Raw genomic sequence first — 12848 nt, 5'->3', positions numbered from 1 at the left:
CCCCAATACCCCAATCCTCAATCCCCAAATATGCTTCCCGTCATCTCCATCCAGAATCTCGACCACCATTTTGGTCAAGGCTCACTGCGTAAGCAAGTTTTATCTAACATCAACTTAGAGATTAACCCCGGTGAAATTATTATTATGACTGGGCCCTCTGGTTCTGGAAAGACTACCTTGCTGACCTTAGTAGGTGGGTTGCGTTCTACCCAATCTGGTAGTTTGCGGGTGTTGGGACAAGAACTTTGTGGTGCTAATGCTGAAACACTAATGCAGGCGCGACGCCGTAACGGTTATATTTTCCAATCACATAACTTGCATGGTAGTTTAACAGCACTCCAAAACGTCAAAATGGCTTTGGAATTGCATAAACATCTTGGGTTAAAAAAGATGCTAGCTAGGTCAGCCCAAATCCTAGAACACGTAGGATTAGGAAATCATTTGCATTACTATCCTGATAAACTGTCTGGGGGACAAAAACAACGAGTAGCGATCGCTCGTGCCTTAGTTAGTCATCCTCAAATAATCCTAGCGGATGAACCCACCGCCGCCCTTGATAGTCAATCGGGACGAGATGTAGTCAATCTCATGCAAAAACTGGCAAAAGAACAAGGCTGTACCATCTTGATGGTTACTCATGACAACCGCATCCTAGACATTGCCGATCGCATCGTTCACATGGAAGATGGCAAACTCAAGTCAAAAGTAAAACTATTACCTTAGAGTTGATAAGCCTTTATTAATCGAGCTTCTCAACTCAAAATGAGAAAATTTTAGGTAAAATCACTGTTACTTTACACCCAACACCCCATATTAACATTAGTAATATCTGTTATAAGTGTATAAACCAGGATTAAGGATTAGATAAACTGAAAATCCTAGAAATAATTTATACCATATATCAATAAAATCTATGATAGGGTGGGCAAGATGCCCACCCTACTTGTGCAAATTAAATGCTCAACAGCTTACTAAATCTAGCCTTGCTAAATTTTTTGGGGTTATTTCTGACGCTTTCGCCTTGCCCTTAGTTTACCTGGTTTGGCGATTTACCTACACCACCTTTAACCTAACAGTGTAGTATGAATGTCCAGTTGAACAAGTGTCCAGTTGCTTCCAAGATTTTCTTCAAGTATTATTATCTAATGGTTAAACCCCAACAGGTTTCTTTTGTTGCCGAACATTTGATACCGATGGCAAGCCACGAGAGCGTCTTTGCCATCAATCTAGTTAAATTTTAAGATTATTGCCAATGTAATACACCTTGATTATTAGAGTTTATACCAATTCACTAAATTACAGTTACAAATCATCCTCCCTTGTCTCTTACCCCCTGCCTTTGTCTTATCCATAAGTCCTTGATGGATTTCCCAATATTTATGGTTTTCAACAACATCTACTTCAAACAGGAAACACTAGTAGAAATAAGCTAGTCTATTTTGCAACACAAGCAAGGGATTTTTGTAGCTCTATGATTATTGAGAATAGCGCTAGTAGTTCAAACAAGAAGTTGCTCGATTTTAATGTCAAAGCAATAAATGTGTTAAAGGGAATATTTGCTGTTCTCCCTCTCACCTTCGCATTGCCTGTAGATGCTTTACAAGTAAAGGTGACTCCAACTAATCCTAAATTAGGGGATACAATTTCGGTGGAGATTAATCGAGATAATCCCGATAATAGTACAAATCCAACAGTAGTTAGTGGTAAAAATACATACCCAGCCTTTGAAATTGCTCCCAATCAGTATCGGGCTTTTGTTCCCACAACACCACTAGAAAAAGCTGGAACTAGAACACTTCGGGTTACAGGGGATGGTCAAGTACAAAACTTGGCAGTGAATGTGCTTAATCGCAAGTTCCCCGTACAACGCATTACTTTGCCACCTGGCAAAGCCGGAGTGGATGCCACAGAGTATGAACTTAAGCGGGTGGCAGCTTTCAAGGCATTACAAACACCAGAAAAGTATTGGAATGGAGTATTTCTGAAGCCAAATGCAGGGCGGATGAGTACAAACTATGGTGTACGTCGCTACTATAATGGTACATTTGCAAAAGACTACTATCATCGTGGTCTTGACTACGCTGGTGCTGCCGGATCACCGGTAATTGCCCCAGCCTCTGGGCGAGTTGCTTTGGTAGGTAGGGTATCCCAAGGATTTCGGATACACGGTAACGTAGTTGGTATTGACCACGGTCAAGGAGTAACCAGTATTTTCATGCACCTGAGTCGTATTAACGTTAAAGAAGGTGATTTTGTGAAAGCTGGTCAACTAATTGGTGCAGTAGGTTCAACAGGTGCTGCTACGGGGCCACATTTGCACTGGGGTCTGTATGTCAACGGACAATCTGTTGATCCAACACCTTGGCGAACTAAGGTCGTTAATTAGTAGAGGCGGAATTGATCGCGTCTGTGCATAATTTGTGTGTGTTTTTTTTGCTGAGAATTAGGCAAAAGAAATTGGGTTGATACCGTCCCTACCAAGCTTTGCTAACATAAATGATGATAAGCATTATGAGCATCGAAAAAATTGTAGAACAAGCTCTCCAGGATGGTTATTTGACACCAGCAATGGAAGCAGAAGTCGGTAGAATATGTGACAACGCCTCGGAACTCTCAATTGAAGAGTATATGGCGCTGGATCGGCTGATGGGTTCGCTATTAACTGGTGAGGTAGTGGCGGTACCTCGCAAACAATTCATTAACGTTATGGAAGAATTGGTACTGACGGAAGCGATCGCACGAGTCGCAGAAATTGAAGCCACCAGCGAAAGTTCTCTAGATGTCGGCGATATTGCTGCTTATGCTCTCAATCGGCTACCACCTTTATATGCTACTACAGAAGAAGGTGCTAACTTCCAGCGCCAAACGGCTCAGGCACAACTGCAAGACTTAATTTCTCAGCAAATAAGTGAGGCAATTAACCGTTACCTCGATCGACCCAATTTCTTCCCAGAACGGCAAGCCTTGGGTAAAAACACTGGAAATGAGGTTGTACGCCAAGTTAGTGCTTTACTCCAGACATACGCACCTAACTTTGAGCAGAAATTATAATTTTAAGAGTCATTAGTCATTAGTCATTTGTTTTAAACAAACAACAAAGGACTAATGACTAATGACTCTATAATTAATCACGCACTAATACTGTTGTTCCCAAACTCACTTGCTCATACAACAATCGAACATCAGAATTACGCATTCTTAAGCAGCCGTGGGATACAGCCGTTCCTACCAAATCGGTTTCCGGCGTGCCATGAAAGCCAATTTCATTTCGTCCATCTGACCAAAAACCAATCCATCTATCTCCCAAGGGACTATCCGTACCAGCCTCAAATACTTTGCCTGTAATCGGGTGACGCCAAATTGGATAGTGTCGCATGTGAATCACCTCAAAAGAACCTGTGGGCGTTTCCCAACCTTTCTTACCTATAGCAATTGGGTAACTGGCTATCACCTCGTTTCCTGCGTATACATAAGTACGGCGATCGCTTAAATCAACTACCACTTGCGTCTTGGCATCTGCTACCCTACTAGATGGTACTTGTTGGGCTGAAGCCTGAGACCATAGAGCTTTTGGCCAACTATCTGTAACTGGATTTTGTGTTTCTACTTGCGCCACCAGCCGCGTCTTAGTTGATAGGTGAGTTTCTTTCGCTACATCCCTTTTAATGATTTGGGGCTGAGTTTGAGGGACAATTGCGCCTACATTAGTCCCTTTGGTTACATTCTTCTTAATTATTTCCGACTTAGTTCGAGGCTTAATAGCAGAATACTTGAGTGTAGAAGCCCTCCGAGTAGTTGCTTTCGCTACATTTTTCTTAATTATTTTCGACTTAGTTTGAGACTTAATAGCAGAGGACTTTGGTGTAAACACCCTCTGGGCAGTTGAGCCTTGGGTGACTTCATCACCTGGCACAGATGCACCCAGTGCAATTTCCCCTAAACTCCCTTGGGAAAGATTCTTGTAAACTCCCTCTGGGCGGCTTCCCTTAGGATTGGTTAGGGTAGAATCTCGCCGCATCGCAGTAGATACAGACTTGTCAGACTGCCGTTCTGCCGTAGTAATGCGCCAATGGACAGCTAAAGATAAAAATGCTGTGCCAAAACAGAGCAACATTACCATCCGCCCTATAGATTCATTTTTTACCATTGCTATCGCCTATTATTTATCCCTGACATATCCAGCCGAACAATTGGATGAGTTCATCATCCGATCATCAAAAATTTATCAATACTTATCATTTCCGTTATAAATTTGCCAACACCTCTGGGCAAACTAAGACTATGTAAATTGTCCCAGCAGCAAAACTCTAAGTGACCAACCTCATTCCTCCAAAGTTCTAAGGGTTGTAAGCCAATACTTGGACTTTCTGGTGCAACTTTTGAAATGTAGTAATCAATTATTAATGGTGTAGGTGGGAGAAAAACCATGTTTGAAAAACTATTCTTAGCAGTCACAATTACATTTTCCCTCAACTTCCTTTTTCAAGTTCGCGTACCAAATCAATATAATGGTGCTACCTACGGGTCACAACCAGAACAATCAGCAACTATTTTGGTTACAAAATCAAAAAAATAAATCACCATTATAGTCACCACAGCAACTTAACTCCCAGAAATTAATACCTGAACTTTAAAGGTATCAAGAAGTTTAAATTACAAAATTTTTCTCTTCATCCTTATAACCAGATTTAATTATTTTTATCAAGCGTATATACCCAGTTGCGAAAATTACTAAAATATGCATATTGCTGCGCCTTTATTTAGTTAATGGGTTTTGGGCAGCTATGCCAGCAGTATAAGGAAAAAGTGGCTCTTCTTATTGCAATAAATGTATCCAAAATTGTCTGCCTCAGTGTTCCAGTCATAAATCCGTCACTTTAGCATGGAACTTCTGTCCCATTAGCAGGTCTAATAGATAGGGATGATTTAGAGCCAGTACGATCTATGAGTCAGTCGATCTCTGTATCCTGGTCAACGATTGATGCAAAGTATCCAGAAGCATCAGTGCAAGTTGACAAACTCCCTAACCACGATTTAATTTTGCGCTGTCAAGCAGGACTGCGACCAGATCGTGTTGCGTTTGCAGAACTATTACGCCGCTATCAAAGTCAAGTTGATAGAGTTCTATACCACCTGGCTCCAGATTGGGCTGACAGAGCCGATTTAGCTCAAGAAGTTTGGATTCGAGTGTATCGGAATATTAACCGATTACAAGAGCCTGCCAAATTTCGGGGCTGGTTAAGCCGCATTGCCACCAACTTGTTTTACGACGAGTTGCGGAAACGCAAGCGGGTTATGAGTCCTTTGTCGCTGGATGCTCCCCGTTCGTTAGAGGACGGCGAGATGGATTGGGAAATTGCTGGCGATACTCCCGGCCCTGAAGAAGAACTGACAACTAGAGAATTTTACGAGCAACTGCGAGAAGCGATCGCGGATTTACCAGAGGTGTTTCGTACTACCATTGTCCTCAGAGAAATCGAAGGCATGGCTTATGAAGAAATTGCCGAAATAACTGGAGTTTCCTTAGGAACTGTCAAGTCAAGAATAGCCAGAGCTAGAACGAGGCTGCAAGCTCACTTGCAGAATTATCTAGATTCCTAATTTACAGTATTTTGCCTCTGCTCAATGGCAGAATTTAAGCATTGATTAATAATTACACCAAAGACGTAGATCGCTTCTGCCCTGAGGAGGAAAATTGGCTAATTTCTCCGAATTTCCCGCCCAGTTTACCTGTGTATGAATTGGTAATAATGTTAAGATGACTACTGATTCTCAGTTTTCCGACCGTTCTCCTTTGCAACTTCCTCAAGATTTGTCAGATGGAATGGCCAATCATACCAATGAATCAACGGGTCTTATGGATATGGTGAAGCGCGATCGCTTCGAGTTATTGAGTGCTTATCTTGATGGTGAAGTCACAGCCACCGAACGCAGGCAAGTAGAAGAATGGCTGGCAAATGATGCCTCAGTTCAATGCTTGTATGCCCGACTTTTAAAGCTGCGCCAAGGCTTGCGGACTCTCCCAGTACCAACAGCCCAACAGTCACCAGAAGCAACAGTTCAGCAAGTATTGACACGTTTGCGCCGCCGTTCCCGTTTAAACTGGATGGCGGGAAGTGCAGCCGTTGCTGCTTGTGTAATCGGTGCAGTATCTGGCCTAGTACCTATTGGTTCGAGAGCGCCACAACTGGCACAACGACCACAAACAGAACCGATACAAACATCCTCAGCGTCGATAATTCAACCTTCCCCGTTGATGGTGGGACTAAATAACCCGGTAATTGAAATTCCTAAAGCAGCAGTAGCTTCTCCAGAAAATCCAATTTATCCGGTACAGCCGCAACAGCACGACTCCAAACAGGACATAAACTAATCGCATTAACAGTTCACAGATCATAACTGTACTTTGCGGTTAAACCACAGCCACTCCACCAGCCGTCAGGTTGGAGGAAGCCTCCTAATTGCTCAACTTGGTCTAGAGTCATTAAATAAACCCAAGCCCAACCCAGAGAGAGCGACTGTGGCTCATAAACCTCGATAATTTGCCGATTATAGAGGTTTTCTGGTGGTTGTCTATTGGGCTGGTAATCTTCCAGCACATCCAAATCATTTAAAATCCTTGGGTTGGAAAAAGAGAGTAAATATCCGTAAACTTGGCTATCCCCTAGCGTCATCGCTGGGTAGCCCATTGGCAAAGCAAACAATTTACCTTGTACAAAGGCTCTTTTGAAATCAACTACTTTGCCAGCACAGTATCTTTTATAGTTAGCTTCACCTGGTTTGAGCGTGCCGTAAACAAAAACCCACACCAAATCAGAAAATTTTATATTTGATTCAGCCATCGCCTATTTTTACCATCTGAATCGACAGCAATAAAAACTTATCATAGTGAATACCTTTAGATATTAATTCTAGAGGTATTTTTATTTACTCAGATTAATAGTTAAGCAATTAAGTGCTACTCTTGCCCTTATTCCTGTCTAACTTCTCTTGAATAGCTTCTCTACAAAATTCAGGAGGATCTTCTTGTGCCTTCACTTCTTCCTTCATTTCCTTGGTGACACGAAAATTTAATTGTTCGGTTAACTTAATCTCTCTATCTGACGGTGCAGGTTCTAAATTCTGAGGATTACCTTTAGGATTAGGCATTATTGCGAAAAGTAAATATAGCTTGATTGCAACGTTAACATTAAAATAAAGTTTTAAATCGGTGGTGCTTTCATCCTGGTAAATGGTTCACCACCGATACCACTTTTACAAATGGGTAATTCTATTTTATGTTCACAAGGTCAGAACTCGAAATCAAAACCACTGGTGAGTTGAGAGACTTGTGTAGGCGTTACGGATTAAAGCCTACTGGGAATGGAGGCTACAAAACTAGTTGGATTGTCATCTTGATGGCATTCCCACAGATAGCACTCGCTCAAATAAGACAGGGAAGAGGGTTGAAGTTAGCAGGTTTCAGCGTTATTCAATTCCTTGAAGGGGTGGTAGATGAGATGAACTCACCTACTGATGAGCAAGCAGCGCTGAGCAAGCTAACGATGGAAGGCAAAGCTATGAGCTATCCTGACAGATACGACCAAGAAAATTTGCTTAACTTGCACAAGGCTAAGATACACCTTGAAATGGCGATCGCACTGCTAACCCAGTAAATCAATTTAGAACCATAACACATCTAGTCCCCAGCATCCTAAGCTTAGGGACTTCTTTATGTCCTATATACCTAAACTTGTTGAACTTTAGGGATATAAGATAGATAGAAATAGGGGGTAGAAAGAAATAGTAAATTGATTTTGTAAATTAAATTAGAAAATTACTAGACAGATAATTCCCTCAAGATAGTGGCTCAAATGTACTAGTAAGGGTCAAATACTAGAAAATTAGTAGAAGTAAAGTGTAACAGGCATGAAACCATTGGAAATACGTGATTCTGTTGATTCTCGATATAACCCAGCAGCAATTGAGGAAAAATGGCAAAAAACATGGGTAGAACTTGGCTTAGATAAAACACCTACAGCTAGCAACAAGCCAAAATTCTACGCTCTTTCCATGTTTCCTTATCCATCGGGCAGCCTACACATGGGTCACGTCCGTAATTATACGATTACCGATGTGATTGCCCGCCTTAAACGAATGCAAGGGTATCGAGTAATACATCCAATGGGTTGGGATGCCTTTGGCTTGCCAGCAGAAAATGCCGCCATTGACCGTGGTGTACCGCCAGCAAAGTGGACTTATCAGAATATGGCTCAGATGCGGCAACAATTGCAGCGTCTTGGTTTATCTATTGATTGGGAATGTGAACTTGCTACCTGTTCACCAGATTATTACAAGTGGACACAATGGATTTTCTTGCAGTTTTTGCAAGCGGGGTTAGCTTACCAAAAAGAAGCAGCAGTAAACTGGGACCCCATTGACCAAACTGTATTAGCAAACGAGCAAGTTGATAACGAAGGACGGTCTTGGCGCAGTGGGGCAATAGTTGAGCGGAAATTATTGCGGCAGTGGTTTTTCAAGATTACCGATTACGCCGAAGAATTACTCAATGACTTGGATAAGTTAACAGGTTGGCCGGAACGCGTCAAATTGATGCAGGCAAACTGGATTGGCAAATCCACAGGCGCTTACTTGGAATTTCCCATCATTGGGATAGATGAAAAGATCGGCGTATATACTACACGTCCAGATACCGTTTATGGTGTCAGCTACTTAGTGTTAGCACCAGAACATCCCTTAACAAAGCTTGTCACCACAAAAGAACAACAAGCGGCAGTAGAAGTTTTTATTAAAGAGGTTTCCAATCAAAGTGAGTTGGAACGTACCTCTGAAGACAAACCTAAGCGGGGTATCTCCACAGGTGGGGTGGCAATTAACCCATTTACAGGGGAAGAAGTGCCGATTTGGATTGCTGACTATGTACTGTATGAGTATGGTACTGGGGCAGTGATGGGTGTACCAGCCCACGATGTCCGAGATTTTAAGTTTGCCAAAAATTACGATTTGCCAGTTGATTTTGTCATCGCTTCCCCGGATGATGTTGCTGGTTTTGACTTAACTCCAGCATCAGAGATTGATGAAGTTACACAACTCATCCAAATTGAATATAACCAGGCATACACTGAACCAGGAATTTTAATTAATTCTGGGTCTTTTACTGGCATGACTTCCACAGATGCTAAACAAGCAATAATTGAATACGCCCAACAACAAGGTTTTGGTAAAGTGCGGGTGCAATATCGCTTGCGGGATTGGTTAATTTCGCGGCAGCGTTACTGGGGCGCACCGATACCTGTAATTCACTGTCCCAACTGTGGGATAGTGCCAGTGCCTGACAAAGATTTACCAGTCCAGTTGCCAGAAGAGGTGGAATTTACTGGACGTGGCGGTTCACCTTTGACTCAGTTGTCAAGCTGGGTAAATGTGCCTTGTCCAACTTGCGGCACTCCAGCGAAGCGGGAAACCGACACGATGGATACTTTTATTGATTCCTCGTGGTATTTCTTGCGCTTCCCTGATGCTAAAAATGAACAACAGGTTTTTGATTCCAGTAAAATTAACGACTGGATGCCAGTAGATCAGTATGTAGGTGGGATTGAACACGCGATTTTACATTTGTTGTATTCGCGCTTCTTTACTAAGGTACTACGCGATCGCGGTTTATTAAACTTTGATGAACCCTTCCAACGCCTGTTAACTCAAGGTATGGTACAGGGTTTAACTTACTTAAATCCCAACAAGGGCGGTAAAGATAAATGGATTCCTTCTAATTTAGTAAATTCAGCCGACCCCCGCGACCCCCAGACAGGTGAACCATTGCAACATCTCTACGCCACCATGTCTAAATCAAAGGGCAACGGTGTAGCACCAGAAGATGTAATTGCCAAATATGGTGTAGATACAGCGCGAATGTTCATATTGTTCAAAGCGCCGCCAGAAAAAGACCTGGAATGGAATGAAGCCGATGTGCAAGGACAATTCCGCTTTTTAAATCGGGTTTGGCTTTTGGTGACAGATTATGTTGCGGCTGGGGTATCCCGTAAGCAAGCCCAACTCGCTGATTTAACTAAGGCAGAAAAGGAATTGCGACGGGCGATTCACACGGCTATTCAAGCGGTGACAGAAGACGTTGAAGACGATTATCAATTCAACACAGCTATTTCAGAATTGATGAAGTTAAGTAACGCCCTAACTGATGCTGACGGTAAAAATTCACCAATTTATGCAGAAGGTATTCGGACTTTGGTGGTATTGCTAGCACCATTTGCACCACATATTACTGATGAATTGTGGCATTTATTGGGTGAAAGTGATTCAGTTCACACTCAAACTTGGCCATCATTTGACCCTGTTGCTTTGGTAGCTGATGAAATGACTTTAGTGATTCAAGTTATGGGTAAAACTCGCGGCGCGATTCAAGTACCAGCACAAGCAGATAAAACAGTGTTGGAAAAATATGCCCGTGAATCAGAAATTGCCCAACGTTACATCGAAGGTAAGGAGATTAAAAAGGTAATTGTCGTCCCTGGAAAGTTGGTGAATTTTGTAGTTAGCTAAGTACAGCTTTGCATAAAATTGTGGCGAATTGAGGGTTAAAATTTTAACGTAGATGCGCTTCGCCTTTTTGCAGCATAGAGGCGCAGAGAATTCGCTACAAATTATTAATGAAATGTTGTACTTAGCAATCAAGAAAATTGTAAATGTAGCCTGACAAAACATCAGACAATGTACATCCGTGACACTCAAAGAGTTAGAACAACAACTTCTAAATATTTTGGCAATTGTACCACCTTCATATTTACTTAAATACTTTTACTGAGGCTTGATCGTATAATTTGCGTTAGTTTGGGGCGTTGATACAAACTGATTTGGTAATTTCGTGTCTGCTCAAGCCTCAGACAGTAACTTTATTGCTTTTGATATATCGTCTCAAGATAAGTTCCAACAAAATCAAAATGTAAGCTTATCCGAAGTTTCGTCTATAGGTAAAATTTGGGATAAGCACAGAGCTAATACTGATAAAGTCTTGCATTATTACGCCAAAGCAGACGAACATTGTTTTCAGCAGTATGCTTGGCGGATGAGAATATGTTCCGAGTTGCTAAAGTTTCAATTAATGCCAGACGAATCGGAAGGTATTTTCAAGTTAAAGCTATCAGATGCTCGATTCTGTCGGGTTCGTCACTGTCCGGTTTGTCAGTGGCGGCGAGCGCTCATGTGGAAAGCAAGGGCTTACAAAATTCTCCCACAGGTTGTCACTGATTGCCCCAAGCACCGTTGGCTGTTTATTACTTTGACTATAAAGAATTGTCAAATTAAGGAACTCAAGGAAAACTTGAATTCGATAAATAAAGCTTTTAAGCGATTGACTGAATTGAAAGCATGGCCTGCGAAAGGTTGGGTAAAGTCCACAGAAGTAACTAAAGGTAGAGATGGAGTCTCAGTACACCCGCATTTACATATTTTGGCAATGGTGCCGCCTTCCTATTTCAGTCATGGGTATCTTTCTCATACCAAATGGGTAGCGTTGTGGCAGCAGTGCTTACGGATTGATTACCAGCCTGTTGTTCATACTAGCGCGATCGCAAAGCATCATAACCCGTCACTACTTATCCCAGAAATTCTCAAGTATCAGGTGAAAGAGTCAGATTTGGTGGATGATAAAGAATGGTTTCTAGAGTTAACCCGTCAGCTGCATAAAACTAGAGCGATCGCTGTTGGGGGTATACTCAGGCAGTATATGCGGGAATTAGAGGAGAAAAATCAAGACCTCATTAATGAAAGTGAAGAGATAGATGAGGTGGATGGAGAAAGTTTGTATTTCCGATGGGAGCGCAAGTTACAAAGATTTAAATATAGAGTGATATCAGCGATATAATAAGAGCCGCATAATCCTTAGAGAAAAAGGATTACATAAGTTTAGAACGGTAGATACTGTGGCTTAATCCGGCGAAAGGACAAAGACCACCGTTCAGATACAACCGGAAGTAGTTCATGGGGAATACTAGAATCAAACTGGATAACCTGACCATCTTCAAGGTGATGTTCCTGATTATCAATGCGGAAAGTAGCACGTCCAATATTTACTAATGCTACCAAAAGTTCAAAAACGGAGTGGTCACGGTGTCGTTTCATGCCACCACCTGGAGGATAATGGCAGAGTAAGGCACAATTCCATCCTGGAAGAATGCGATCGCCAAGTCGATTAACCGTCTCATCCCAATGTCCTTTCTTAATTAGCGCAGGGTTTAGTAGTATTACCTCATATCCAAACCATTTGTGAGTTCGACCAAAAGCAATCTCACTAGAAGGCATTGACTTCATGCCAAATTGATGATTGCACCAGTCATGAAGACTTTGAAGATCGCAACCAAAGTCTTCAATAGTTTTAGTTTCAAGTAAATTCATTATTAACTCCTAAAAATTTTAACTCTGAAAACCAAACTAATTACACCTTCCCTCAGCCCGAAGGGCAAGAAAAAAATGCGTGGATGTTGGCATCACGACTATTGGAGTAAAACTCTTTATTTCTTTTCACTTGGAGAGATTAAAAAAGAGAAATTACGCAACTAAGCGAGTAGATGAAAGCATATCCTCATAATTTTTAGGCGTTAGCCTATCTTTTCTACAACCCGAAGAGTCAAGAAAAAAGAAATACCAGCCACCAAACGAGTTGATGACTGGTTAAATTGCCTTTACTTGAAGCTAGGAAATAGCTTCGATGATAAAGTTATAAAATCTCAAAATAGATGGATAAAAATAACAATGACTGATTCAAAGCCTATTCGCACAGTCAGGGTAAGCGCATCTAATTTTGTGCTTAAGAATACAGATTGTTTTACTGAAGT

The 12848-nt window shown here is 41.7% G+C and carries 13 protein-coding genes; 9 read left to right on the top strand and 4 right to left on the bottom strand.

What is annotated here, in order from left to right; all coding sequences use genetic code 11:
• The first annotated feature begins 30 nt into the window (after positions 1-30).
• The 3 genes from ACFFAP_RS28615 (at position 31) to ACFFAP_RS28605 (ending at position 3051) form a co-directional block, all read left to right on the top strand.
• Positions 31-723 carry a DevA family ABC transporter ATP-binding protein gene (locus tag ACFFAP_RS28615; protein ID WP_375514405.1) on the top strand — a complete coding sequence of 231 codons (693 nt, stop codon included), beginning with the start codon at positions 31-33 and terminating at the stop codon, positions 721-723.
• A gap of 748 nt (positions 724-1471) precedes the next feature.
• On the top strand, positions 1472-2386 hold the full coding sequence (locus ACFFAP_RS28610) for a M23 family metallopeptidase (RefSeq protein ID WP_375514403.1): 915 nt from the start codon (positions 1472-1474) through the stop codon (positions 2384-2386).
• Positions 2387-2511: 125 nt separating this feature from the next.
• Positions 2512-3051 (top strand): late competence development ComFB family protein, encoded by a 540-nt coding sequence (locus tag ACFFAP_RS28605; protein ID WP_375514402.1) that lies wholly within the window; start codon positions 2512-2514, stop codon positions 3049-3051.
• A gap of 73 nt (positions 3052-3124) precedes the next feature.
• Here the strand turns inward: ACFFAP_RS28605 and ACFFAP_RS28600 are convergent, their stop codons facing one another.
• Complete coding sequence (locus ACFFAP_RS28600; RefSeq protein ID WP_375514404.1) at positions 3125-3736, bottom strand: L,D-transpeptidase; 612 nt, start codon at positions 3734-3736, stop codon at positions 3125-3127.
• Between the two features lie 690 nt (positions 3737-4426).
• On the opposite strand from ACFFAP_RS28600, the gene ACFFAP_RS28595 reads away from it, so the two are divergent.
• From ACFFAP_RS28595 to ACFFAP_RS28585, 3 genes are all read left to right on the top strand, one after another.
• On the top strand, positions 4427-4576 hold the full coding sequence (locus ACFFAP_RS28595) for a hypothetical protein (RefSeq protein ID WP_375514401.1): 150 nt from the start codon (positions 4427-4429) through the stop codon (positions 4574-4576).
• A 368-nt stretch (positions 4577-4944) separates the two neighbouring features.
• Entirely contained in the window at positions 4945-5601 is a 657-nt protein-coding gene (locus tag ACFFAP_RS28590) for a sigma-70 family RNA polymerase sigma factor (protein ID WP_118167845.1), read from the top strand.
• 157 nt (positions 5602-5758) lie between these two features.
• Entirely contained in the window at positions 5759-6373 is a 615-nt protein-coding gene (locus tag ACFFAP_RS28585) for an anti-sigma factor family protein (protein WP_375514400.1), read from the top strand.
• Between the two features lie 13 nt (positions 6374-6386).
• On the opposite strand, the gene ACFFAP_RS28580 is transcribed toward ACFFAP_RS28585, so the two are convergent.
• Complete coding sequence (locus ACFFAP_RS28580) at positions 6387-6842, bottom strand: gamma-glutamylcyclotransferase (protein ID WP_375514399.1); 456 nt, start codon at positions 6840-6842, stop codon at positions 6387-6389.
• A 109-nt stretch (positions 6843-6951) separates the two neighbouring features.
• Positions 6952-7149, bottom strand: a complete 198-nt coding sequence (locus ACFFAP_RS28575) for a hypothetical protein (protein ID WP_335217488.1) — start codon at positions 7147-7149, stop codon at positions 6952-6954.
• A gap of 128 nt (positions 7150-7277) precedes the next feature.
• Between ACFFAP_RS28575 and ACFFAP_RS28570 the strand changes: the two genes are divergently transcribed.
• The 3 genes from ACFFAP_RS28570 (at position 7278) to ACFFAP_RS28560 (ending at position 11878) form a co-directional block, all read left to right on the top strand.
• A complete protein-coding gene (locus ACFFAP_RS28570; protein WP_375514398.1) occupies positions 7278-7655 on the top strand; it encodes a hypothetical protein in 378 nt (125 codons plus the stop codon).
• A gap of 253 nt (positions 7656-7908) precedes the next feature.
• A complete protein-coding gene (gene leuS / locus ACFFAP_RS28565; protein ID WP_375514397.1) occupies positions 7909-10557 on the top strand; it encodes a leucine--tRNA ligase in 2649 nt (882 codons plus the stop codon).
• Positions 10558-10879: 322 nt separating this feature from the next.
• Entirely contained in the window at positions 10880-11878 is a 999-nt protein-coding gene (locus tag ACFFAP_RS28560; RefSeq protein ID WP_375514396.1) for a protein rep, read from the top strand.
• Between the two features lie 41 nt (positions 11879-11919).
• On the opposite strand, the gene ACFFAP_RS28555 is transcribed toward ACFFAP_RS28560, so the two are convergent.
• Entirely contained in the window at positions 11920-12408 is a 489-nt protein-coding gene (locus tag ACFFAP_RS28555) for a cupin domain-containing protein (RefSeq protein WP_375514395.1), read from the bottom strand.
• Positions 12409-12848 lie beyond the last annotated feature (440 nt).

Origin of the sequence: uncultured Nostoc sp. (assembly GCF_964245575.1) — a bacterium.
Lineage (GTDB): Bacteria > Cyanobacteriota > Cyanobacteriia > Cyanobacteriales > Nostocaceae > Nostoc.
Note: the sequence above shows the minus strand (reverse complement) of the source record. Positions and strands in the feature narration are given on the sequence as shown.